The organism is Nocardioides sp. Leaf307, from assembly GCF_001423135.1.
GTDB classification, from domain to species: Bacteria; Actinomycetota; Actinomycetes; order Propionibacteriales; family Nocardioidaceae; genus Nocardioides; species Nocardioides kribbensis.
In genome coordinates, this window is record NZ_LMNY01000003.1 from 321778 (window position 1) to 346183 (window position 24406).

Here is a 24406-nt window from a genome sequence, read left to right on the forward strand (position 1 = left end):
CTGATCGCGAGGATCAGTTGGCCGGGGGCATCAGGACCTGGTCGATGACGTAGACCGTGGCGTTGGCGGTGGGGATGTTGCCGCACAGCACGTTGGCGCCGTTGACGGTCATGCCCTCGGTGTCGCCCTCGACCTCGACGGTGCCACCCTGCACGGACTCCTGCTCGCCCACGACGGCCTCGGGGTCGAGCTGCTCACCGATGACGTGGTAGGTCAGGATCGAGGAGAGGAGCTCCTTGTCGGCCAGGACGGCCTTGAGGTCCTTCTTCGGGATCGCGGCGAACGCGTCGTTGGTGGGCGCGAACACGGTCGCGGCCGGGAGGTCGTTCAGGGTGCCCACGAGGTCGGCGGCGGTGACGGCGTCGACCAGGGTGGAGAGCAGCGGGTTGTTGCTCGCGGCGGTGGCGACCGGGTCCTGGACCATGCCGTCGAACGAGCCGGGGCCCGAGGTCGGGACGGCCGAGCAGGCCTCGCCGAAGGTCTGCGCCTCGGCGCCCTCACCGGCGGCGTCCTCCGAGGGGGACTCCGAGGCCTCCTCGGTGGCGTCCGAAGCGGCGTCGCCGGCGGCCGAGGTGGCGTCGGAGGCGGTGTCAGCGGCCTCGTCGGCCTCGTCGCCGCAGGCGACCAGCGAGAGCGAGAGGGCCAGGGTGGCAACAGCGGCGGCGCTGGTGCGGCGGAACGTGGTGTTCTTCATGGGAGTTCATGCCTTCCGTCTTGTGACTGGACGCGGGTAGTTCGGTCCTGTGCCGGGGGTGGATTGGTGGTGGAGGGGGAAGTTTCGGGACGTCTAGCCCAGAAGGGTGGGATCGGGGCTAGGGTGCGCCGCCCCCATGGCTCCGCGCCGCGCGTGCCCGTCGTACGACGCACGCCCCCGCACCGCCGGCGTGGCGGTGCGGGGGCGTGCGGGTGGGAGGTCGCAGCGACGGATCGGGCGGGGCTCAGGCGACGCTGACGAGCAGCGAGTGGATGCCGCTGGAGCCGCCGGGGAAGGGCTGGGCCTGGGCCGCGGTCTGCACGTTGCCGTCGCCGTCGACGCAGCGCGCGGAGATGGTGTGCTGGCCCTCGTCCTGGGCGTCCCAGCGGTAGAACCACTGGCGCCAGTAGTCGTTGTTGACCTCGGGGCCGAGCTCGGCGTCCTGCCAGCCGCCGCCGTCGACCTGCACCTGCACCTTGGCCACACCGCCCTTCTGCTGGGCCCAGGCGACGCCGCCGACGATGTTCTCGCCCTTGTCGAGCTGGTCGAGGGCGTTGGGGGTGTCGATGCGCGTGGAGATCTTGATCGGGGCGTCGGTGTCCCAGTCGCGCTCGGTCCAGTAGGCCTGCGCGTCGTCGTAGGTGGTGAGGGTGAGGCGGGTGAGCCACTTGCAGGAGCCGACGAAGCCGTAGAGGCCCGGGGTGATCATCCGCACGGGGAAGCCGTGCTCGCGGGGCAGGGGCTCGCCGTTCATGCCGACGACCAGCATCGTGTCGCGCCCGTCGACGGCGACCTCGAGCGGCGTGGAGATGGTCATGCCGTCGAAGTCGGTGGCGAGGATCTGGTCGGCCTTGGTGCCCTCGATCCCGGCGCGCTCCAGCACGTCGGTGAGGCGCACGCCGAGCCAGGTGGCGGCGCCGACGAACTTGCCGCCGACGCTGTTGGACACGCAGGTCATGGTGATGTCGCGCTCGATGAGCTCCATGCCGAGGAGGTCGTCGAAGGTGAGGGTGACCTCCTGGTCGACGTCGCCGTCGATGGTCAGCGTCCAGTCGTCGGCCGAGAGGATCGGGGTGTCGAGGCGGGTGTCGACGCGGTAGAAGTCGGCGTTGGAGGTGCGCAGCGAGGAGATGCCGGGGTACTTCTCCGACAGGTCGGTCGGCAGCGCGGGCGCGGGGTCGGCGGCCGTGGGCAGCTCGATGTCCTCGGGGCGGGTGCGCAGACCGGTGATGAAGCGGCCGGCGCCGCCCATGACGGCCGCGGCCAGGGCGAGCACGCCGGTGGCCACGAGCACGCCGCGTCGCGAGGCGCCGCGGGGGGCCGGGTCGTCGGAGCGCACGGTCGCGCCGGGCACCGGCTCGGCGTCGGCGGAGCGGGAGCCGCGGGTCGCGGCGCGGTGCAGCCAGCCGAGGGCGGCGACGCCGGCGACGGCGGCGACCAGGCTCGGCACGACGTCGCTGACCTTCGCGCCGGTGGAGGTGAGGGCGGCGAAGGCGGCCACGGCCACCAGCACGACCAGCATCACGGCGCCGTAGACGAAGCGCCTGCGGGCCAGCAGCCCCGCGACCGCGGAGAGCAGCAGCACGACGACCATGACCGACCCGATGAGGATCGGCTTGTCGGCACTGCCGAACTGCCGGATCGCCCACTCCTTCATCGGTGTGGGGGTGGCGTCGATGACACGGGAGCCGACGGCCAGCACCGGCGAGGCGGCAGGCGTGGTCAGGGAGGCCAGGAGGTGGCCGGCGGCCATGCCGACGAGGGTGGCCAGGACCCCGAACATGCCCCAGAGGGCGGTCGGGCCGACACGCGTGCGCAGGGAGGAGCTCATGGGAGGTGTTCGGAGCGGGCGGGCCCGCGGATGTCGTCGCGCGCCGGTGGGGGACGCGAGCCGGGTCACCCCGCGGGCGCGGGGAGCGGCCCGAAGTCGCGGTTGCACTCCTGCGGGCCGGCGCAGTCCTGGAGCAGCCTCGTGCGGCGGTCGAGCTCGGCGCGCAGCGCGGCGTACGCCGGGTCCTCGGCGACCGAGTCGACCTCGTAGGGGTCGCGCTCGCGGTCGTAGAGCTCGACGAAGCCGTCGAAGAAGCGGGCGTAGGTGTAGCGCTCGGTGCGCACGCCGCGGTAGAGCCAGCCGCGCTTGCCGGTCTCGGACTTGTAGGCCCCGGCCTGGATCAGCAGCCCGCCTCGGTGGGGGTCCTCACCCTTCTCGCCCTGCCACAGGTCGAGCATCGAGACGCCGTCGAGGGTCAGGTCGGCGCGGGCGCCGGCGATGTCGAGGAAGGTGGGGGCGAGGTCGACGAGGGTCATCGGACGGTCGGTGCGGGTGCCGGCCTCGACCCCGGGGCCGCGCACGAGCAGCGGGGTCCGCAGGTTCTCCTCGTAGGGCAGGATCTTGCCCCAGAATCGGTGCTCGCCGAGCTGGTAGCCGTTGTCGGTGACGAAGACGAGGTAGGTGTTGTCGAGCTCGCCGTCCTCGGCCAGCTGCGCGACCAGGCGGTCCACCGAGCGGTCCACGCCGTCGAGCGCGGCCGCGCGCCCCAGGGCGAAGTCGGTGACCTGGTCGGCCGGGACCCGCGGCTTGGAGCGCACCAGGTGCTGCTTGTCGGAGACGTCGCGCTCGTTGTACGACGGCTTGGCCGCGATGCCCTCGGCGAACTCCCGGGCCTGGTCGTCGGTCGTCGTGCGTCCGCGCACGGCGCGCTGGAGGTTCTGCGCCGGGCTGAGGAGCGGGGGCCGCAGCGTGCAGGTCTCCCCGGCCAGGCAGTCGGGGGTCTTGCGGGCCGCGTGGGGGGCGAAGTGGCTGACCCACAGGAAGAAGGGCGCGTCGGCGCGGCTCAGCTCGTGGGCGTAGTCGACGGTGCGCTGCGAGACGTAGTCGGTGTAGTAGCCCGGCACGCGCACGCGCCGGCCGTTGTCGTACTGGTGGAAGTCGACGTAGTCGGAGAACCCGTGGCTGCTGGCGTTGAAGATGTTCCAGCCCGGGTCGCGCCCGTCGGTCTGGGAGTAGCCGTTGAGGTGCTTGCCGAGGAAGGCGGTGTTGTAGCCGGCGTCCTGCAGCCAGGTGGCGATGGTGTGGCGCGTGTCGAGACGGTCGTAGCCGCCCTGGGGCGCGAAGTTGGTGTGCACGCCGTTGTTCTGGGCCAGCTGGCCGGTGAGCATCTCCGCGCGGGCCGGGCAGCACAGCGGGTGCGGGGTGATCGCCTCGGTCGCGGTGAGCCCGGCCTCGCCGAGCAGCCGCTCGGTGCGCGGGAGGAACTGCATCTCGTCGTAGCGCTGGTCGTCGGTGATGACCAGGACGATGTTGGGCCGGTCGTCCTCGGGCGCCGTGCGCAGGTCGCGCCCGACCGGGTCGGCGGGCTCCTCGGCCGCGGCGATGACCGGCTGCGACGACGTCGGCGAGAGCGCCGACGACGAGGCGCCCTGGTGGTCCCTGACCTCGAGGCCCACCGCGAGCGACGAGAGCACGACGGTCAGCGCGATCATCGCGCGGAACGGTGTCACGTCAGGTGTCCAGGAGGTCTCGGGGGCGCTGGGCGTGCGCGGCGGTGCGCGGGTGGGGCTCGGGTCGGGCTCGGGGTGCTGCGGGCACGACCGTGGGTCGAGCGGTGACCGGTCGCTGCCCCGGCCCGGGCGACGATAGCCGAGGCCGGGGCGGGGCCCGGATCCCCGACCGCCGGACCGTGCCCGCCTGGGGCAGGATGTCGTCCATGTCACAGGAGCAGACGTCGGACCAGCCCGACCAGCCCGTCGTCCGGTACGCCGTCGAGGGCGCGGTCGCCACCGTGACCCTCGACTCCCCGACCAACCGCAACGCGCTCTCGCGTCGCCTGGTGGCCGGCTTCCTCGACGGCCTCGACCGCGCGGCGGCCGACCCCGACGTGCGCGTCGTGGTCGTGGCGGCCACCGGGCGGGTCTTCTGCTCCGGCGCCGACCTGTCGGAGGCGGCGTCGGGATCGATGGAGGAGGGCGCACGCACCATCGTCGAGCTGCAGCGCCGGATCCTGGCCCACCCGACCCCGGTCGTGGTGCGCGCCCAGGGCCCGGTGCGCGCCGGCGGCACCGGCATCGTGGCCGCCGCCGACGTCGCGGTCTGCGCCCGGGAGGCGACCTTCGCGCTCACCGAGGTCAAGCTCGGTCTGGCCCCCGCCGCGATCTCCCTGACCGTGCTGCCCCGGATGACCTCCCGCTCCGCGGCGCTGGCGGCGCTCGGCGGCGAGGTCTTCGACGCCGAGGCGGCCGAGGCGTCGGGACTGGTGACCCGCGTGGTGGCGGCCGAGGAGCTCGACGCCGCCGTGGCCGAGGTCTGCGCCTCCTTCGCCAGCGGGTCGGCCCAGGGCCTGCGCGAGACCAAGCGCCTGCTCAACCGCACCCTGCTGGCCGACGTGGAGGCCCGCGGCGACGACCTCGCCGCCCTCTCGGCCTCCCTCTTCGGCTCCGAGGAGGCCAAGGCGGCGATGACCGCCTTCCTCTCCCGCGGCCGGAAGTAGCGGGCGCGGGGCCCCGCCGCGGCGGGGTGTGGTGCACGTCCCTGGCCGAACGACGGTCCGCCGGTGCCGCCGGGGCCCGCCGACGGGTAAAGTCAGGTGCTTGCCACCAGGGGGTGGCACGGGCAGGTCGAGGAGTGCAGTGAGTCAGGACGTGGACGCGCAGGCCGAGCAGCAGGTCGCAGCCGAGCAGGCGTTCGTCGACAGGGTCTACCTCCAGCTGGCCGAGTCGGCGCGCAGCGCGCGCGAGCTGGCCCGGGAGGGCCACGACCGCGGTCGGCTGGGCCACGAGGGCGGGCTGGTCGAGCGCGACGCGATGGTCTTCCAGGCCGCCAAGCGCATCGCCCAGCTCGACGCCGCCCACGAGGGCGTCGTCTTCGGTCGACTCGACATGGACCCCGACCTCGACCCCGCTCCGCGCTACGTCGGTCGCATCGGCCTGCGTGACGCCGAGCGCGACTCGCTGCTCATCGACTGGCGCGCGCCCGCGGCCGCGGTGTTCTACCAGGCCACGGCGGCCGAGCCGCACCAGGTGATCCGCCGCCGCGTGCTGCGCTGCGCGGGACCGCGGGTGACCGGCGTCGAGGACGAGCTGCTCGACGCCCAGCGGCTCGAGGAGACCGGCGCCGACCTGCCGATCATCGGCGAGGGCGCCCTGATGGCCCAGCTCTCCCGCGCCCGCGACCGCACCATGCACTCCATCGTCGCCACCATCCAGGCCGAGCAGGACAAGGCGATCCGCGCGCCCGGCAAGGGCGTCGTCGCGATCTCCGGCGGCCCGGGGGTGGGCAAGACGGTGGTGGCGCTGCACCGCGCGGCGTACCTGCTCTACAACGACCGGCGGCGCTACGAGTCCGGCGGCGTGCTCATCGTCGGGCCGAGCGGCGTCTTCATGCGCTACATCGAGCGGGTGCTGCCCAGCCTCGGCGAGACCGCCGTGGCGCTGCGCTCGCTCGGTGAGGTCGTCGACGGCGTCAAGGCCGGCCGCCACGACGAGCCGGCCGTGGCCGACGTCAAGGGCTCCGCGCGCATGGCCGAGCTGCTGCGCCGCGTGGCGCGCCAGCAGGCGCCGGGTGGCCCCGACTCCTTCCGCACCTTCTACCGCGACGACGTGCTGGTGCTCGACCGCGGTCTGCTGGGGCGCATCCGCCGCCAGCTGATGTCGCAGGGGCGGCGCAACCGCCAGCTGCCGCGCGTGGCCAACGCGCTGCTCGACGCGCTGTGGCGCCAGGTGCGCGGCGAGCGCGGGCGCGAGCGGGGCCGCGAGGCCTTCAACGACGACCTGCTCTCCGACCGCTCCTTCCTCGACTTCGCCGCGGCCTGGTGGCCCCCGCTCGACGCCCGCGAGGTGCTCGGGTGGCTGCGCGACCCCGACCTGCTGGCGCGGGTCGGCGAGGGCGTGGTCAGCGCCGAGGACCAGCAGCTGCTGCTGAAGTCGTGGGGTGGCGAGGAGACCCTCAGCGTGCAGGACGTCCCGCTGCTCGACGAGCTGCGCTACGCCCTCGGCGACGTGCCCGCGCGCACCGACGACGAGCGCGACCTCGACGACACCGGCCTGCTCGAGGGCGGGCGCGACATGCAGGAGCTCTTCACCGCCGCCGACCGTGAGTTCGCCCCCTCGGGGCGCTCGTGGTCGGCGCCGACCCACCGCATCGAGGACGACCCCTTCGCCCACGTGCTGGTCGACGAGGCCCAGGACCTCACGCCCATGCAGTGGCGCATGGTGGGCCGCCGGGGCCGCACGGCCTCGTGGACGATCGTGGGCGACCCCGCCCAGTCGTCGTGGCCGGTGCCCGAGGAGTCGGCCGCCGCGCGCGCCGAGGCGCTCGAGGGCAAGGCCGTCCACGAGTTCCACCTCTCCACCAACTACCGCAACTCCTCGGAGATCTACGCCTTCGCCGCGGCGTACGCCGAGCGGGTCGGCCTCGACGCCGACCTGCCCACCGCCGTGCGCTCCACCGGCGAGGAGCCGCAGGTCCTGCCCGGCGAGCCCGACCTGGAGGAGGCCACCCGCGCGGCGGTCGCGGAGACCGCCGGCCGCGTCGGCGGCACCGTGGGCATCGTGGTGCCGGCCGCCCGGCGCAGCGAGGTCAACGGCTGGCTCGCCTCGTGGCCCGAGCGCGCCGAGGACGCCCCCGGCGCCCGCGCCGCGGTCGGGTCGAGCGCCTCGCCCTCGGGGGAGGACCGCGTGGTGGTGCTCACGGGCCTCGACACCAAGGGGCTGGAGTTCGACGGCATCGTGGTCGTGCGCCCGCAGGAGATCGAGGACGAGTCGGCGACGGGGCGCGCGACGCTCTACGTCGTCCTCACCCGCGCCACGCAGCTGCTCACCACCGTCGGCTGACCCGGGCCGGGCTGCCCGGCATCCACCGCCGGGCCACCGGGCCGGGGGCGGGCGGCGGCCCCACTAGGCTCCTGGCCATGAGCACCCCCTCCGCCGCCCGGGCCGCGATCGACGCGCTCCAGGAGCACGAGGCGTGGGCGATCATCCGGCGCTCGACGCGGGCGGGCGACCGCGACACGGTCGGCCTGGTGGGCGGTCGGCGCAGCGTGGTCGAGTCGCTGCTCGACGTACCCCTGGAGGAGGGCGTGCCGACCGAGGGCCACATCGCCGACCGGCTGCTGGCCGTGCCCTTCCGCCAGGTCGCCGAGCGCGGCTTCGAGGCCCACGACGACGCCACCCCGCTGGTGGTCGTCGACGTGGAGACCGAGCAGGAGTTCTCGGTGGCCGAGGTGGTCGAGGCCATCGACGACACCGGCGTGGAGTTCACCGACCGCGGCGGCTTCGAGACCGACGACGAGACCTACGGCCGCCTGGTCGAGACCATCATCGACGAGGAGATCGGCCAGGGCGAGGGCGCCAACCTCGTCATCGGGCGCCACTACCGCGCGCAGGTCGCCGACTGGAGCGCGGCGACCGCGCTCACGGTCTTCAAGCGGCTGCTTGAGCGCGAGCGCGGCGCCTACTGGACCTACGTCTTCTTCACCGGCGACCGCTACCTCATCGGCGCCAGCCCGGAGCGCCACGTGAGCATCCACGGCGGCGACGTGCGGATGAACCCCATCAGCGGCACCTTCCGCATCCCCGCCGGCGGCGACACCAAGCAGCAGCTCCTCGACTTCCTCGCCGACGAGAAGGAGGTCTACGAGCTCTTCATGGTCGTCGACGAGGAGCTCAAGATGATGTGCGACCTGTGCACCGAGGGCGGGCAGGTGCTGGGGCCCTTTCTCAAGCCGATGAGCCGCCTGGTGCACACCGAGTACCTCCTGGCCGGGCGCACCACCAAGGACCCGCGCGAGGTCCTGCGCGACACGATGTACGCCGCCACCGTCACCGGGTCGCCGGTGGAGAACGCGTGCCGGCTGATCAAGAAGTACGAGACCGAGGGCCGGGGCTACTACGGCGCCGCCCTGGCCGTGCTGGGCCGCGACGCGGTCGGCGGGCCGGTCGTCGACAGCCCCATCGTCATCCGCAGCGCCGACGTCGGCCTCGACGGCTCGCTCAAGGTCACCGCCGGGGCGACGCTGGTGCGCGACTCCGACCCGGCGTACGAGGTGGCCGAGACCCACGCCAAGGCCGGGGGCATCCTCAGCGCCTTCGGGCTGGTGCCCGCGGCGCCGGTGCCGACGACCAACGTCGCGGAGCTGGTCAACGACGAGGACGTGCTGCTCGCGCTCAACGCCCGCAACCAGCGGCTCTCACGCTTCTGGCTCACCGACCAGGGCGGCTCGCCGCCCGACCCGCGGCTGCGCGGCATGAGCGCGGTCGTGCTCGACGGCGAGGACGACTTCGTCAACATGCTGCGCCACGTGCTGCGCGTGCTCGGCATGACCAGCGAGGTCGTGCGCCACGAGGACTACCGCCCCGGCGTGCTCGACGGCTACGACCTGGTGATCGTCGGGCCCGGGCCCGGCGACCCCCGCGACGACACCGACCCCAAGATGGCCAACCTGCGCGCCGCGGTCGCCGAGCTGCTGGCCGCGGAGCGGCCCTTCCTGTCGGTCTGCCTGGGCCACCAGGCGCTCTGCCACACCCTCGGGCTCGACCTGGCCTTCAAGGACATCGTCTTCCAGGGCACGCAGTCGCCGGTCTCGATCGCGGGCCGCACCGAGCGGGTCGGCTTCTACAACACCTTCGTGGGCCGCGTCGGCGAGTCCGGGCTGCCCGCGGGGGTCAGCGTCGAGACCGACGAGGCCAGCGGCGACGTGCACCTGCTGCGCGGGCCGCACTACCGGGGCATCCAGTTCCACGCCGAGTCCATCCTCACCGAGCACGGCTACGACCTGCTGCACGAGCTGGTCGTCGAGCTGCTGCTGGACGACGCTTAGGCAACTAAGTTGAGTTAGTTGGTACAGTTTGGGGTCCAGCCCCGAACCGCTCGCGCACGCCCGCCAGCGCGTCCGCGGGGCCTCGTCCCAGAACGGAGCGCCGACATGACCTCGACCACCACCGACCAGGCAGCCACGGGGCCGGAGGACGGCTCCGGCGACCTCGCCGGCCGCCTGGCCGCGACCGTCGCCCACGTGCGCGGCATCGCCCCGCCCGACCTCTTCGACGTCTTCGCCGCCGAGCAGCGACGGCTGGCCGACGCCCCCGAGCCGCCGGCCCAGATCCGCGTCGGCGACCGGCTGCCGCAGTCGCACCTCACCGACCACGCCGGCCGCCCGGTGGCCGTGCCCGGCGACGGCCCGGCCGTGCTGGTCTTCTACCGCGGCGCCTGGTGCCCCTACTGCGACGTCGCGCTGCGCGCCTACCAGCGCGAGCTGCTCCCCGAGCTGACCGAGCGCGGGGTGCGGCTCGTCGCGATCAGCCCACAGGGCCCCGACGGGTCGCTGAGCGCCGCCGAGGCGGCCGCGCTGACCTTCCCGGTGCTCAGCGACGTCGGCAACGGCTACGCGCGCATGCTCGGGCTCACCTTCGACCTCGATCCCGAGGTGCAGGAGGCCCAGCTCGCGTTCGGCAACGACTTCACGACCATCAACGCCGACGGCGACTGGACGCTGCCCCGCCCGACCGTGGTCGTCGCCGACGCCCACGGCGTCGTGCGCTTCGTCGACGTGCGGCCCGACTACACCGAGCGCACCGAGCCCGCGGAGGTGCTCGCCGCGGTGCGCGCCCTGGGCTGAGGCGCGCCGTCCCTCCCGGCCCGTCTCCGTCCGGTCGGGCCGGGCGGATCGGGCCGGGAGGATCGGGCCGGGGAGGGCTGGGCGGATCGGGCCGCGCCGGGCAGGGGCGGCGAGGGGCGGCGGCGGGGCCGCCGCCCGGGCCGGCTGCGGCTCGATGACCTAGGTTGGCGGCCGTGGCCGAGGTGGACGTCGTCGTGGTCGACCACCACGACTCCTACACGTGGAACCTCGTGCACCTCGTCGCCGCCGTCACCGGAGCGCTGCCGCGGGTGGTGCAGCACGACGAGGTCTCCGCCGCCGACGTGCTCGCCCACAGCCACGTCGTGCTCTCGCCGGGCCCCGGCCACCCCGCCGTCGCCGCGGACTTCGCGGTGGGTCGCGAGGTGCTGCTGGCGGCCAGCCGCCCGGTGCTCGGGGTGTGCCTGGGCATGCAGGGGCTGGTCGCGGCGTACGGCGGGCGCGTCGAGCGGGTCGCGCCCGGCCACGGCGTGCTCGCCCGGGTGGCCCACGACGGCACGGGCGTGCTCGCCGGGCTGCCGTCGCCCTTCGCCGCGGTGCGCTACCACTCGCTGGCCGCCGTGGAGCTGCCCGCCTGCCTGCGCGCCACCGCCGTCGACGAGGAGTCGGGCCTGGTGATGGCCGTCGAGCACCGCGACCTGCCGCTCGCGGGCGTGCAGTTCCACCCCGAGTCGGTGCTCTCCGAGCACGGTGAGGCGATCGTGGCGACCTTCCTGGGGCTGGCGTGAGCGGCGGGGGCGGGGGCGGGGGCGGGGCGCGCGCGGGCGACCCGGCGGCCTACTTCGCCGACGTCGCGGCCACCCACCCGCGCTGCTTCTGGCTCGACGGCGGCGGCGCGCGCGAGTGGTCGGGGCGCCGGTCGCTGGTGGGCTGGCTGGAGCCGGGCGACGTGTCGCTGTCCTACTCCGCGGCCCGCCGCGAGGTGATGCGCCATGTCGACGGCCGCGCCGAGGTGGTCGGCGACGACGTCTTCGCCGTGCTCGAGGCCGAGCTCGCAGCCGCCCGCGACGCCGGCCGCGCCGACCAGTGGTTCGGCTACCTGGGCTACGCCAGCCGCCCCGACCTCCCCGCGCGCCCGTCGACCGACGTGCCCGACGCGGTGCTGATGCGCCCGAGCCACCTGCGCCTCTTCGACCACCCCGAGCCCGCCGCCGTACCGGCCGCCGCCACCCCTGCCGCCGTACCGTCCGCCGCCACCCCTGCCGCCGTACCGTCCGCCGCCACCCCTGCCGCCGCCACCCCTGCCGCCGTACCGGCGCCGGCCCCGCCCGCCCCACCCGTCACACCGGTCGGCCCGGACCCGCACCTGTCGGCCGACGCGTGGGCCGACAGGTGCGGGTTTCGCCGGCCGGCTGGTGAAACCCGCGGCGGCGGCCCCACCCCGGCCTACCGCGCGGCCTTCGACCGCGTGCAGGAGCACCTGCACGCGGGCAACACCTACGAGGTCAACCTCACCCACCGCCTCGAGGCGGCCAGCGACCTCGACCCGGTGGCGGCCTACCTGCGGCTGCGGGCGCTCAACCCGGCGCCCTACGCCGGCTTCTGCCAGCACGACGTCGACGGGGCGCGGGGCTGGCTGCTGAGCAGCAGCCCGGAGCGCTACGCGGTGGTGCGCGCCGACGGGGTGATCGAGACCAAGCCGATCAAGGGCACGACGCCGCGCTCGCCCGACCCGGCCGAGGACGAGCGGCTGCGCGCGCAGCTGGCCACCGAGCCGCGCTTCCGCGCCGAGAACCTCATGGTCACCGACCTGCTGCGCAACGACCTGTCGATGGTCTGCGAGCCCGGCACGGTGGAGGTGCCGCAGCTGATGGCGGTGGAGTCCTACGCCTCGGTGCACCAGCTCGTCACCACGGTGCGGGGGCGGCTGCGCGAGGGCGTCGGCACCGTGGAGGCGCTGCGGGCGCTCTTCCCGGCGGGCTCGATGACCGGGGCGCCCAAGCTGCGCACGATGCAGGTGGTCGAGGAGGTCGAGGCCACCGCGCGCGGCGCCTACGCCGGGGCCTTCGGCTGGGTCGCGGCCGACGGCCGGGCCGACCTCGGCGTGGTCATCCGCTCCCTGACGACCACCGGCGACGGCCGCTACCGCCTCGGCACCGGGGGCGGGGTGACGGTGCACTCCGACGTCGACTCGGAGTGGGCGGAGACGCAGGTCAAGGCCGAGCGCTTGCTCCGGGTGCTGGGGCAGGAGTTCGATGGGGTGTCATGACCGCGAAACACCCGCTCGATAGCCTCGACCGCATGGAGAAGCCGCACGTCGTCGTGCTGTTCGGGGCGACCGGTGACCTCGCCCGCCGCAAGCTGCTGCCTGGTCTGCTGCGCCTCTTCGAGGCCGGCCTGCTGCGCGACGCGAAGATCGTCGGCACGTCGCTGGAGGACATCGGCACCGAGCAGTTCGCGAAGATCGCCCGCGACGGCTGCGAGGAGTTCGGGAAGGGCGACATCGACGACGCCCGCTGGGCGCCCTTCGGCGCGATGCTCAGCTACGTGCCGCAGTCGTCGGGGCCGCACGCGCTGGCCCAGGAGGTCGAGCGCGTCGAGGCCGAGCTGCCCGGCGAGACCGCCGACAAGCGGCGCCTGCACTACCTCTCGGTGCCGCCGAAGGCCGCCCTCGACGTCATCCACCAGCTCCAGGACGCCGGCCTGGTCGAGCGCTCGCGGATCATCATGGAGAAGCCCTTCGGCACCGACCTGGAGTCGGCGCAGCGGCTCAACCACGAGGTGCACCAGGTCTTCGACGAGAGCCAGGTCTTCCGCATCGACCACTTCCTGGGCAAGGAGGCCGCGCAGAACATCCTGGCCTTCCGCTTCGCCAACGGCCTCTTCGAGCCGATCTGGAACCGCAACTTCATCGACCACGTGCAGATCGACGTGCCCGAGACCCTCGGCCTCGAGGGGCGCACGAAGTTCTACGAGACCACCGGCGCCTACCGCGACATGGTCGTCACCCACCTCATGCAGGTGCTGGCCTTCATGGCCATGGAGCCGCCGACCTCGCTGGCGCCCGGCCCGATCAGCGACGAGAAGCTCAAGGTCTTCCGCTCGATGCGCCCCATCGAGCCGCAGAACGTCGTGCGCGGCCAGTACGCCGGATACCGCGGCAAGGACGTCGTCGCCGACGACTCCGACACCGAGACCTTCGTGGCGCTCAAGGTCGAGATCGACAACTGGCGCTGGGCCGGCGTGCCGTTCTTCCTGCGCACCGGCAAGAAGCTGGCCGAGGGGGCGCGGATCATCTCCATCGCCTTCAAGGAGCCCCCGCTGACGATGTTCCCGAAGGGCTCCAACGTCGGCACCCAGGGCCCCGACCACCTCACCTTCGACCTGGCCGACCAGTCGCGGATGTCGCTGTCGTTCTACGGCAAGCGCCCCGGCCCGGGCATGACGCTGGACAAGATGTCGATGCAGTTCGCCACCCACGACACCAGCGCCGCGGGCTCGGTGCTCGAGGCCTACGAGCGGCTGATCCACGACGCGATGCGCGGCGACCACACCCTCTTCACCACCGCCGCCGGCATCGAGGAGCTGTGGGCCAAGTCGATGCCGCTGCTCGACCACCCGGCGCCCGTTCGCAGCTACCAGCCGGGCTCGTGGGGCCCCAACGCCATCCACCAGCTCATCGCGCCCCATGCCTGGCGCCTGCCCTTCGAGCGCTCCTGGCGCGACACCTCCCACACCACGACGACGACCAACCCCTAGGGCCCCGGGCGCGCTCGCCCGGGGTCGCCGGGCCCGCCGCGCGTCGCGCGGGCCGTCTGACGCCGACGGTCAGGGCCGCCCGGGCAGCTGCAGCACGAGGCGGGCCCCGCCGTACGGCGAGCGCTCGGCGCGCACCGAGCCGGAGTGGCGCTCGGCGGTCTGGTGCACGATCGACAGCCCGAGGCCCGAGCCGGGCATGGCGCGGGACTCCTCGGAGCGCCAGAAGCGCTCGAAGACCTTGGCCAGGTCGGCCTCGGGGATGCCGGGGCCCTCGTCGTCGACGACGAGCACTCCCTCGGCCAGGCTGACGTGGATGGTGCCCGCGGGCGGGCTCCACTTGGCGGCGTTGTCGAGCAGGTTGGTCATCGCCCGCTCGATCGCGCCCGACTCGCCCTCGACGGTCCAGGGGCTGGCGGCGACCTCGAAGTCGATGCCGGGCGCGCGGCGGCGCACGCGGGCGAGGGCCTGCTCGAGGACCTCGGTGAGCTCGACGGGCTCCACGACGTGGGCCATCGGGTCGTCGCGGGCCAGCTCGACCAGGTCGCCGATGAGCGTGGTGAGCTCCTCGATCTGCGCGGCGACGTCGTCGAGCAGCTCGGCGCGGGCCTCGGGCGGCAGGAAGCCGCCGTCGGGGTCGGCGTCGGACTGGCCGAGCAGCTCGATGTTGGTGCGCAGCGAGGTCAGCGGGGTGCGCAGCTCGTGCCCGGCGTCGGCGACGAGGCGGCGCTGGCGGTCACGGGAGGCCTCGAGGGCGACCAGCATCTGGTTGAACGACGTGGCCAGCCGGGCGATCTCGTCGTCGCCCTCGACGCGGATCGGGTCGAGCCGCTCGGTGCGCGCGATCTCCTCCACCGCGCCGGTGAGGCGCCGCACCGGGCGCAGGCCGCTGCGGGCGACGGCCATGCCCGCGACGGCGGCGGCGATGACGCCGGCCAGGCCGAAGAGCAGCGTGACCACGCCGAGCTTGCGCAGCACCTGCTCCTGCGGCTCCAGCGACTGCGCGAGCACGAGCGCCTGCCCGTCGGTCTGGGCGGGCACGGTGACGACGCGGTAGCGGATGTCGCCGGCGGTGATGGTGCGGATGGCGTAGTCGCTCGCGCCGTCGGCCACCGCGAACTCCGGCGCCCCCACGTTGAAGGGCGGCCCCTCGTCGACCGAGGTGGCCTCGCCGGAGTAGACGGAGATGAAGGCGATGCGCACGTCGGCGGCGCCCAGCGCCCAGGCCGGGAAGCGGCCCTCCACGGTGAGCCGCTGCAGCGCCGGGGAGTCGGCGGCGCCCTCGGCGCGCGAGAGCAGCGAGTCGTCGAGGGTGTCCTGGAGCTGGATGCGCGCGGTGGCGTAGGCGCCGAGGGCCACGAAGGCCACGGCCAGGCCCACCGCCATCGTGGTGAGCAGGGTGACCCGGGAGGCCAGCGAGCGGCGGTAGCGCCAGCGCGCGGGCGCCGGCGCCTCGGTCATGACTCCTTGAGGACGTAGCCGACGCCGCGCACGGTGTGCAGCAGGCGGGCCTCGCCCTCGGCCTCGGTCTTGCGGCGCAGGTAGCCGACGTAGACCTCGAGCGAGTTGGCGGTGGTCGGGAAGTCGTAGCCCCAGACCTCCTCGAGGATGAACGAGCGCTCCAGCACCCGGCGCGGGCGGCGCAGGAACATCTCCAGCAGCGTGAACTCGGTGCGGGTCAGCTCGATCTGGCGCCCGGCGCGCACGACCTCGCGGGTGGCGACGTTCATCGACAGGTCGGCGAAGGAGAGCACCTCGTCGTCGGCGTCGCCCTCGGGCGGCACGGCGCGGCGCAGCAGCGCCCGCAGGCGCGCCAGCAGCTCCTGGAGGGCGAAGGGCTTGGTGAGGTAGTCGTCGGCGCCCGCGTCGAGGCCCTCCACCCGGTCGCCGACGGCGTCGCGGGCGGTGAGCACGAGGATCGGCACGTCGTTGCCGGCCTGCCGCAGCGCCCGCGTCGTCTCGATGCCGTCGAGGCGGGGCATCATCACGTCCATCACCACGACGTCGGGCGAGGTCGCGCCGATGACCGCGAGCGCCTCGGCGCCGTCGGTGGCCACCGCCACGTCGTAGCCGTTGAACTGCAGCGACCGGCGCAGCGACTCGCGCACCGCGCGGTCGTCGTCGACGACCAGGGCGCGGGGCTTGGGGGCTGACGGGGCGGCGGCGTTCACGGCCCCATGCTGCCAGCAGCGCCTGAGCCGGCGCTGAGAGCGCGCCGCCCGTCGGCCGCGCACCCCGCACGGTGCGGTCGGCGCGAGGGCGTCGCCAGGACGGCCGGGGTCCTTTACCCTGCCGCTGTGCCCGGCGTCATCGGCCGGGCCTTCCGGGGGGAATCCCAGATGTCGCACCGCTCCTGCACCGCGCGCCCGCGCACCCGCCTGCTCGCCGCGGCCCTGCTGCTGGCGCTGCCGACCGCGGTGCTGCCCGCCGTGGCCGGCTCCCCGGGCGCCGCCGCCCACGAGGTCCACGCCCCCGCCGCGGGTGCCCCGGGCGCTGCGGTGCCGGCCCCCGCGGCGGGGTCCCCCTTCGCGCCGGCGGCGGGCGCGGCGCAGCGGCGTACGACGGAGCAGCCCGCGGCGCGTCGGGCGCCGCAGCTGCCCGACCGCTTCCGCGACACGGTGGTCATGTCGCGGCTCGACGAGCCAACGGCGATCGACTTCGCCGACGACGGCCGGGTCTTCGTGGCCGAGAAGCCCGGTGTGGTGAAGGTCTTCGACTCCCTCGACGACCCCACCGGAGAGGTCTTCGCCGACCTCAGCGCCACCGTCATGAACTACTGGGACCGCGGCCTGCTCGGGATGACGCTGGCGCCCGACTTCCCCGAGGACCCCTCGGTCTACGTGCTCTACGCCTACGACCACCTGCCCGGCGATCCCGCGCCGGCGCCGCGGTGGGGCCGGCCGGGGGTTTACTACGACGAGTGCGCGGACCCCGTCGGCGTCGGCTGCACCGTCGGCGCCCGGGTCTCGCGGCTGACCGCCGAGGGCGACCGGATGGTCGGCGAGGAGGAGGTGCTCGTCGAGGACGGCTGCCTGCAGTACCCCAGCCACGCCACCGGCTCGGTGGCCTTCGGCCCCGACGGCTACCTCTACGCCAGCATCGGCGAGGGCGCCAGCTTCACCTTCGACGACTACGGCCAGGGCGGCGGCAACCCGTGCCGCGACCCCTTCGACCCCGGCCACCCCCGCGAGGCCCAGGGCGGCTCGCTGCGCAGCCAGGACATCCGCACCTACGGCGACCCCCTCGGCCTCGACGGCACCGTGGTGCGCCTCGACCCGACCACCGGCCTGGGCGCCCCCGACAACGCCCTGGTCGACTCCGGCGACGCCAACGCCGCGCGCATGGTCGCCCACGGCCTGCGCAACCCCTTCCGCTTCACCTTCCGCCCCGGCACCGATGAGATCTGGGTCGGCGACGTGGGCGGCTCGCGCTTCGAGGAGGTCAACCGGATCGCCGACCCGACCGCGGGCGTGCGCAACTTCGGCTGGCCCTGCTACGAGGGCGGTGAGCGCAACCCCGCCTTCGACGTGCTCGACGTGCGGATGTGCGAGGACCTGTACGCCGACGCCGGCACCCCGCTCGCGGCGGCCGAGCCGTTCTTCCGCTACGCGACCCGCGGGCAGCACGTCGCCGCGGGCGAGGCCTGCCCCACGGGCTCGGCGTCGGTCTCGGGGCTCGACTTCGTGGCCCAGGACAGCGACTACCCCGCCTGGCTGCGCGGGGCGCTGGTCTTTTCCGACTACTCCCGCCGCTGCATCTGGGCGATGCCCGCGGGCGCGGACGGCCTGCCCGACCCCGACCGGGTCGTGCCGCTGGTGGAGGGCGCGGCCAGCCCGATCGGGCTGGTGACCGGGCCCGGGGGCGACCTGTTCTACCTCGACCTCGGCATCGACGACCTCGGCTACCCCACCGCCTCGGGCGGCGCGGTGCACCGCGTCAGCCACTACCCCGGCAACCAGCCGCCCGTCGCCGACCTGCGCGCCGACCGCACCTGGGGGCCGATCCCGCTGACCACGGTGCTCGACGCGAGCGGCTCCACCGACGCCGACGGCGACGCCCTGACCTACGCGTGGGACCTCGACGCCGACGGCGACTACGACGACGCCACCGGGCCGCGGGTCGAGCAGACGTGGAGCGAGGCCCGCAACGCCCCCGTCGCGGTGCGGGTCGCCGACGCCGGTGCCGCGGACCGCGCGGCCCTCACCCTCTTCCCCGGCGACACCCCGCCCGAGGTGACGCTCGCGGAGCCGACCGCCGACCTGCGCTGGTCGGTGGGCCAGCAGATCACGGTCTCGGCGAGCGCCACCGACGCCGAGGACGGCGAGGTCGACCCCGGAGCCTGGCAGATCGGGCTGAGCATCAAGCACTGTCCCTCGATCTGCCACACCCACCCCGTGGAGGTCGTCAGCTACACCTCGACCACGACTTTCACCGCCCCCGACCACGAGTACCCCTCCTCGCTGGCGGTCACCGTCGCCGCCACCGACTCCCGCGGGCTCACCACCACCCGGGAGCTCACGCTGGAGCCCGACCCGCAGCGGGTCCGCTTCGGCTCCAACGTGCGCGGCGCCTCGCTGTCGGTCGCGGGCGAGCGCGTCCGCGCCGGGCGGGTGCGCACCTTCATCACCGGCTCCACGGTCACGCTCGCCGCGCCGCGGGTGCAGCGCGTCGACGCACGGCGCTGGGTCTTCCGGCGCTGGTCCGACGGCTCCGCGCGGGTGCACGCCCTCGTCGTGCCCGACCGCGGCGACCGTACGCCGACGCTGCGCGCGCTCTACCGCCGCGCCCGCGGCTGACCGCGGCTGACCACGGCCCGACGGCGGCACGACGGCGGCACGCCGGTGGCCTGACGGCGGCCCGACGGCGGCGAGGAGCCCCTCAGGCGTAGCGGGCGGCCACGTCGGCGGCGCGGGCGCCGTAGCCACCGCCGAAGAGGCAGGCGTGCACGAGCAGGGGGAAGAGCTGGTGCAGGCCCACCCGGTCCTGCCAGCCGTCGGCCAGCGGGGCGACCTCGTCGTAGGCGTCGAGCGCGCGCGGCAGGTGGGGCAGCCCGAAGAGCGCCAGCATGGCCAGGTCGACCTCGCGGTGGCCGCCGTGGGCGGCGGGGTCGACGAGGTAGGAGCGGCCGTCGGCGCCCCACAGCACGTTGCCGTTCCACAGGTCGCCGTGCAGCCGCGCGGGCGGCTCCTCGGGCACCAGGCCGGTCAGGCGGGGCACGACGGACTCCACGCGGGCGGCCTGCGCGGCGGTGACGGCGCCGCGGTCGCGGGCGAGCTTGAGGTAGGGAAGGACCCGGCGCACGGCGTAGAACTCCGCCCACGACGGCGCCGGCCGGTTGGGCAGCGGCAGCCGGCCGATGAAGCCGTCGCGCTCGCCGCCGTGGGTGGGTGCTCCGGCCGCGTGGGTGCGGGCGAGCGCGCGACCGAAGTCGGCGGCGCCGTCGGCGGTGGCCTTGCCGGGCTCGACCCAGCGCAGGATGACGCAGTCGTGGTCGGCGGCCAGCAGGTCGGGCACGGCGACGCCGCCCTGGGTGCCCTGGGTGCCCTGGGTGCCCTGGGTGCCGGCGGCCTCGGCCAGCCAGCGCAGCCCGGCGGCCTCGGCCTCGAAGAAGCCGTCGGGGGCGTGGGGGAGGGTCTTCATCAGCGCGACCGAGCCGTCGGAGAGCCGCAGCCGGGTCGCGGTGGAGATGTCGCCGCCGGCGACCGGGGAGGTCGCGGCGACGGCCGCGCCGAGGAGCTCCTCGGCACGTCGGGCCAGCAGGGGCTGGCGGGTCATCGCGGCCCCGGGGCGAGCGCGGGGTCGCGCTGCAGGGCCGCCACCAGGGCGACCGACGTGCGCTCCACCATGGCGAGCACCTCCTCGAAGCCGGCGTCCCCACCGTAGTACGGGTCGGGCACCTCCCGGTCGGGGCCGTCGTCGCCGACCGGCACGGGGTCGAAGTCGCGGTAGAGCCGGACCCGCTCGGAGCGGCCGCCGATGTCGGCGAGGTTCTGGGAGTCCATGGCCAGGACGAGGTCGTGGCGCTCCAGCCAGCCGGCGTCGAACTGCCGGGCGCGGTGCGGGCTGGGGTCGTAGCCCTCGGCGAGCAGGCTCGAGGCGGCGCGCAGGTCCATGGGCTGGCCGACGTGCCAGCCCCCGGTGCCGCTGCTGGCCACGGTGACGCGGGCGGCGAGCCCGGCGTCGTCGACGCGCTGGGCGAGCACGACGTCGGCCATGGGCGAGCGGCAGATGTTGCCCAGGCAGACCAGGGCGACGGAGTACGCGCCCGGGGTGCGGGCGGGCGGCAGGGCCGGGGGCAGGGCGGGGCTCACCGGCGCTCCTCCGCGCCCAGGACGCCGTCGACGATCCAGGTGGTGACCGTGATGACGATGGCGCCGAGCACGGCGGGCCAGAAGCCGGTGACCCGGAAGCCGATGTCGAGCTGCTCGGCCACCCAGCCGGTGAGCAGGAGCATCGCGGCGTTGATGACCAGCAGGAAGAGCCCGAGCGTGACGATGATGAAGGGGATCGAGAGCACCTGCAGCACCGGCTTCACGAACGACGACACCACGCCCAGGATCAGCGCCACCAGCAGCAGCGGGAGGATCTTCTCCTCCACCTCGGCCATCCCCGAGCGCGGCCCGGTGAAGCGGATGCCGTCGACGAGCCACGCGGCGGCGGCGAGCGAGACGGCGTGGGTGACCAGCCAGAGGAGGAAGCGCACGCCGGCCAGTCTGACAGGCCGCCGGGCCCTGGGGCGTGGTCGTGGCCGGGGTCGCTCGAGGGCTCGCCTGCGGGGCCGCCCGCCGTGGCCGGTGCCCGGCTAGAGGTCGAGGGCCTCGACGATGGCGACCTCGGCGTCGGCCAGGTGGCGCACCAGGAAGGCGTGGGCCTCCTCGACGCGGTCGCGCTCCAGCAGCATGAGCAGGGCGGCGTGGGAGTCGGCCTGGTCGTGGGCGTTGCGCTTGATGCGGTCGACCTGGGCCAAGGCCAGCTTGAGCTCGATGACGAGGTTCTCGGCCATCGCCACCAGGCGCGGCGACCCGGTGAGCCCCACGAGAGCGACGTGGAAGGCCAGGTGGCGCTCGTTGAGCTCCTGGTAGGACCCGCCCTCGCGCACCGCGGTGGTGTAGCGGACCAGGGTGGTGCGCACCGCGTCGCGCAGGGCGTCACCGGCCTCGCCCCACCGGCGTACGCCGGCGCCCTCCAGCACCAGCCGGGCCCGGCACACGTCGCGCACGGAGGTGACGTCGGGCCGCGCGACGCTGACGCCGCGGTGGGGCTCACGGGTGGCCAGCCCCTCGGCCACGAGCACGGTCAGCGCCTCGCGGACCGTGGGGCGCGAGACCCCGAGCGACTCGGCGAGCGCGACCTCGCGCAGCGCCGTGCCCGACTCCAGCTCGCCGTCGAAGACGGCGCGGCGCAGCTCCTCGGCGACCCGGTCGACGGTGGAGGAGTGCTCCAGGCGCAGCGTCGCGAAGCGCTGGGCGGGAGCCGGGGCCGGTGGCAGGTCGGCCCCTCGCTCGGCCCCGTGGTCCGCGGACTGGTGGTCCGGGTGCCCCGGGTGGGGGGTCGACGGTCCGCCGGGCGCACCGTCGGCGGCGCGCAGCGGTCGGGGGCCCTCGGACATGGGCCCCATCGTGCCGCAGGTGGCGTGTCGGTGGCGCCTCCGGTCCGGCGTGCCGCACACTCATCCTGTCAGATTGTCTGACAATATCAGTGACGGAGGTCGCATGGACACCACCCCGCCCGGTCCCCGCCCGCTCGCCTGGGGTCGCCACTACGTCGCCGTCGAGCCGACCCACTTCCGCGTCGACTACGCCATCAACCCCTTCATGGACCCCGCCGACCAGCCCGACCCGCAGCTGGCCCTGCGGCAGTGGCACGCGCTCGTGCGCACCCTGGAGCGCCTCGGCGCCCGGGTCGACGTGATGCCGCAGCGCGCCGACGCCCCCGACATGGTCTTCGCGATGAACCTGGGCCTCGCCGTCGAGCGCCCCGACGGGCGGCGCCACGTCGTGCTCTCCCACATGCGCCACCCCGAGCGCCGCATGGAGACCGCGTCCGCGCAGCGGTGGTTCGAGGACCGGGGCGCCACGACCTCCTCCGTCGGGCGCGACGGCGTGGGCGCCCACCTCGAGGCCGGCGACGCCTTCGCCTTCGGTGGCGAGCTGGTCGTGGGCCACGGCCCCCGCACCGACGAGCTGGCCCTCAAGCACCTGGCCACCGACCTCGGCGTGACGGTGCGGGGGCTGCGCACGACCCACCCGGGGATGTACCACCTCGACCTGGCCTTCTGCCCCCTCGACGCCCGCCGCGCGATCGTCTGCCCGGCCGCCCTCGACGCCGAGTCGGCCGCGCTTCTGCTCGATCTGGTGTCCGAGCCGCTGGTGGTGAGCGAGGAGGAGGCGATGACGACCTTCTGCGCCAACTCCGTGGTCGTGGGTCGCACCGTGGTGATGCCGGCCTGCCCCGAGCGGGTGCGGGCACGGCTGGAGGCGTGGGGCTTCGAGGTGGTCGTGGTCGACGTCTCGCAGTTCCACAAGGCCGGCGGCTCGGTGCGCTGCCTCACCAACCCCGTCGACGTGCGGCTGGGGCGCGACCTCGCGCCGGCGCCGGCCGCGGGCGCCGAGCAGCGCTGAGCGCTCCCGGGGCGCACCGCGGAGCGGCCCCGGAGCGGCCCCGGGGGAGCGCCGGGGTGCGCACCGGTGTGACCCGGCCCGCGTCGGTAGCCTCGGGCGGGTGTTCCCGGTCGGAGGAGTCGACGTCATGCTCGCGGGCGCGGCCGTCACCGGCGTGCTCTGCGTGCTGCTGGCGCTCGCCCTGCGCCGCCGCGGCGCGCTGCACGCCTGGTCGGTCGCCGGGCTGGTCTGGTCGCTGGCGGTCATCGCCTGCGTCACCCTCATCCCCGCCAACGGCGCGCCCGGGGTGGTGCCGGTGGAGAGCCGGCTGGCCACCTGCTCCTTCGACATCGGCGGCCCGGCCCCCGACGGCTTCTGGATCTTCGAGAGCGGCCAGCGCCTGCTCAACACGGTGCTCTTCGTGCCCTCGGGCGCCCTGCTGGTCCTGGTGGCGGCGCGCTGGCGCGCGGGCTGGCTGCTGGTGCCGCTGGGGCTGGCGCTCCTGGCCGGCTACAGCGCGGCCATCGAGAAGGTCCAGCTCGAGCTGGCACGCCTCGACCGGGCCTGCGACGTCACCGACATCCTCGACAACGTCACCGGCGCGGCGCTCGGTGTCGGGGCCGGGCTGCTGCTCGCCGTCGTGTTGCGGCCCTGGCGCGCCCGCGGGTCGCAGCGCGGGCCCGTGCCTCACTAGCCTGCACCCATGAGCACCCCCCGGCCACGGGCCACCGTCACCCAGATCCCGGCGTACGTGCCCGGCAAGCCGCCGGTGCCCCGTGACGACCTGGTGACCTACAAGCTCTCCTCCAACGAGAACCCCTTCCCGCCCCTGCCCGGGGTGATCGAGGCGGCCCACGCCGCGGTCGACCTGGCCAACCGCTACCCCGACATGGGCAACAGCGCCCTCTACGCCGGGCTGTCGGAGAAGCTCGGCGTGCCGGTCGGCGACCTGGCCGCCGGCACCGGCTCGGTGGCGCTGATCTACCAGCTCCTCCAGGCCTTCTGCGACCCCGGCGACCAGGTGGTGCACGCCTGGCGCTCCTTCGAGGCCTACCCGATCGCGATCACCTCCGCCGCCGCGACCTCGGTGCCGGTGCCGCTGACCGCCGACGCCGAGCACGACCTCGACGCGATGGCCGCCGCCGTCACCGACCGCACCAAGGTCGTCATCGTCTGCACCCCCAACAACCCCACCGGCCCCTCGGTGACCCAGACCGCGCTCGACGCCTTCCTCGCCCAGGTGCCGTCGCACGTCGTGGTCGTCGTCGACGAGGCCTACCTGGAGTTCGTGCGGATGCCTGACGCCGTCGACGGTCTCGCGACCTACCGCGCCCACCCCAACGTCGTGCTCTTCCGCACCTTCTCCAAGGCCTACGGCCTCGCCGGCTTCCGGGTCGGCTACGCCGTGGCGCAGGCCGAGGTCGCCGCGGCGCTGCGGGCGGTCTCCCTGCCCTTCGGCGTCTCCTCGGTCGCCCAGGCCGCCGCCCTGGCCTCCCTCGACGCCGAGGAGGCGCTGCTCGAGCGGGTCGCCGACCTCGTGGCCGAGCGTGACCGCGTGGGCGCCGCGCTGCGGGCGGCGGGCTGGTCGATCCCCGACTCCCAGGGCAACTTCGTGTGGTTCCCCCTCGGCGAGCGCACCGCCGACTTCGCGGCCGCCTGCGACGCCGCCGGCATCGTCGTGCGCCCCTTCGCCGGCGCGGGCGCCCGGGTCTCGATCGGCGAGGTCGAGGGCAACGACCGGCTGCTGGAGGTGGCCGCGGCCTTCCGGCGCGGGTGAGCCCCGAGGG

20 protein-coding genes are annotated in these 24406 nt (G+C 74.7%); 11 read left to right on the forward strand and 9 right to left on the reverse strand.

Annotated features, from left to right (window positions below; genetic code table 11):
- Positions 1-13: 13 nt before the first annotated feature.
- From ASF50_RS16360 to ASF50_RS16370, 3 genes are all read right to left on the reverse strand, one after another.
- Positions 14-694, reverse strand: a complete 681-nt coding sequence (locus ASF50_RS16360) for a fasciclin domain-containing protein (RefSeq protein ID WP_056864996.1) — start codon at positions 692-694, stop codon at positions 14-16.
- A 244-nt stretch (positions 695-938) separates the two neighbouring features.
- A complete protein-coding gene (locus tag ASF50_RS16365; RefSeq protein WP_228942635.1) occupies positions 939-2525 on the reverse strand; it encodes a molybdopterin-dependent oxidoreductase in 1587 nt (528 codons plus the stop codon).
- 65 nt (positions 2526-2590) lie between these two features.
- Positions 2591-4195, reverse strand: a complete 1605-nt coding sequence (locus ASF50_RS16370) for a sulfatase (protein ID WP_156718351.1) — start codon at positions 4193-4195, stop codon at positions 2591-2593.
- Between the two features lie 206 nt (positions 4196-4401).
- Here ASF50_RS16370 and ASF50_RS16375 point away from each other — a divergent pair, with 206 nt between their 5' ends.
- From ASF50_RS16375 to zwf, 7 genes are all read left to right on the forward strand, one after another.
- Positions 4402-5181, forward strand: coding sequence for an enoyl-CoA hydratase-related protein (locus ASF50_RS16375; RefSeq protein ID WP_156718352.1), 780 nt, complete (start codon positions 4402-4404; stop codon positions 5179-5181).
- Between the two features lie 139 nt (positions 5182-5320).
- Positions 5321-7522: a HelD family protein gene (locus tag ASF50_RS16380; RefSeq protein WP_056905202.1), complete on the forward strand. Its 2202-nt coding sequence runs from the start codon at positions 5321-5323 to the stop codon at positions 7520-7522.
- 77 nt (positions 7523-7599) lie between these two features.
- Positions 7600-9507 (forward strand): anthranilate synthase family protein, encoded by a 1908-nt coding sequence (locus ASF50_RS16385; protein ID WP_056905203.1) that lies wholly within the window; start codon positions 7600-7602, stop codon positions 9505-9507.
- A 105-nt stretch (positions 9508-9612) separates the two neighbouring features.
- On the forward strand, positions 9613-10305 hold the full coding sequence (locus ASF50_RS16390) for a peroxiredoxin-like family protein (protein ID WP_056905204.1): 693 nt from the start codon (positions 9613-9615) through the stop codon (positions 10303-10305).
- Between the two features lie 173 nt (positions 10306-10478).
- Complete coding sequence (locus tag ASF50_RS16395) at positions 10479-11051, forward strand: anthranilate synthase component II (protein ID WP_056865277.1); 573 nt, start codon at positions 10479-10481, stop codon at positions 11049-11051.
- Positions 11048-12532, forward strand: a complete 1485-nt coding sequence (locus tag ASF50_RS16400; RefSeq protein WP_056905205.1) for an anthranilate synthase component I family protein — start codon at positions 11048-11050, stop codon at positions 12530-12532. The genes ASF50_RS16395 and ASF50_RS16400 overlap by 4 nt, the downstream gene beginning before the upstream one ends.
- A gap of 32 nt (positions 12533-12564) precedes the next feature.
- Entirely contained in the window at positions 12565-14022 is a 1458-nt protein-coding gene (zwf, locus tag ASF50_RS16405; RefSeq protein WP_056864990.1) for a glucose-6-phosphate dehydrogenase, read from the forward strand.
- 69 nt (positions 14023-14091) lie between these two features.
- Here the strand turns inward: zwf and ASF50_RS16410 are convergent, their stop codons facing one another.
- Positions 14092-15480, reverse strand: a complete 1389-nt coding sequence (locus ASF50_RS16410; protein ID WP_056864989.1) for a sensor histidine kinase — start codon at positions 15478-15480, stop codon at positions 14092-14094.
- The gene (locus ASF50_RS16415) at positions 15477-16190 is read right to left on the reverse strand and encodes a response regulator transcription factor (protein ID WP_056864988.1); all 714 of its coding nucleotides are present in this window, start codon (positions 16188-16190) and stop codon (positions 15477-15479) included. The genes ASF50_RS16410 and ASF50_RS16415 overlap by 4 nt, the downstream gene beginning before the upstream one ends.
- 126 nt (positions 16191-16316) lie before the next feature.
- On the opposite strand from ASF50_RS16415, the gene ASF50_RS16420 reads away from it, so the two are divergent.
- Complete coding sequence (locus tag ASF50_RS16420) at positions 16317-18815, forward strand: PQQ-dependent sugar dehydrogenase (protein ID WP_056905206.1); 2499 nt, start codon at positions 16317-16319, stop codon at positions 18813-18815.
- 82 nt (positions 18816-18897) lie between these two features.
- Here the strand turns inward: ASF50_RS16420 and ASF50_RS16425 are convergent, their stop codons facing one another.
- From ASF50_RS16425 to ASF50_RS16440, 4 genes are all read right to left on the reverse strand, one after another.
- Positions 18898-19794 carry a fructosamine kinase family protein gene (locus ASF50_RS16425; protein ID WP_056905207.1) on the reverse strand — a complete coding sequence of 299 codons (897 nt, stop codon included), beginning with the start codon at positions 19792-19794 and terminating at the stop codon, positions 18898-18900.
- On the reverse strand, positions 19791-20330 hold the full coding sequence (locus tag ASF50_RS16430) for a low molecular weight protein-tyrosine-phosphatase (protein WP_228942644.1): 540 nt from the start codon (positions 20328-20330) through the stop codon (positions 19791-19793). Before ASF50_RS16430 ends, ASF50_RS16425 begins: the two co-directional genes overlap by 4 nt.
- Entirely contained in the window at positions 20327-20722 is a 396-nt protein-coding gene (locus tag ASF50_RS16435) for a phage holin family protein (RefSeq protein WP_056864985.1), read from the reverse strand. Before ASF50_RS16435 ends, ASF50_RS16430 begins: the two co-directional genes overlap by 4 nt.
- A 99-nt stretch (positions 20723-20821) precedes the next feature.
- Positions 20822-21628, reverse strand: a complete 807-nt coding sequence (locus tag ASF50_RS16440) for a GntR family transcriptional regulator (RefSeq protein WP_082500410.1) — start codon at positions 21626-21628, stop codon at positions 20822-20824.
- A 103-nt stretch (positions 21629-21731) separates the two neighbouring features.
- Between ASF50_RS16440 and ASF50_RS16445 the strand changes: the two genes are divergently transcribed.
- The 3 genes from ASF50_RS16445 (at position 21732) to hisC (ending at position 24396) form a co-directional block, all read left to right on the forward strand.
- Positions 21732-22640 carry a dimethylarginine dimethylaminohydrolase family protein gene (locus ASF50_RS16445; RefSeq protein ID WP_056905208.1) on the forward strand — a complete coding sequence of 303 codons (909 nt, stop codon included), beginning with the start codon at positions 21732-21734 and terminating at the stop codon, positions 22638-22640.
- A 100-nt stretch (positions 22641-22740) separates the two neighbouring features.
- Positions 22741-23313, forward strand: coding sequence for a VanZ family protein (locus ASF50_RS16450; RefSeq protein WP_156697951.1), 573 nt, complete (start codon positions 22741-22743; stop codon positions 23311-23313).
- A 9-nt stretch (positions 23314-23322) separates the two neighbouring features.
- Entirely contained in the window at positions 23323-24396 is a 1074-nt protein-coding gene (hisC, locus tag ASF50_RS16455) for a histidinol-phosphate transaminase (RefSeq protein WP_056905209.1), read from the forward strand.
- The last annotated feature ends 10 nt before the right edge of the window (positions 24397-24406 follow it).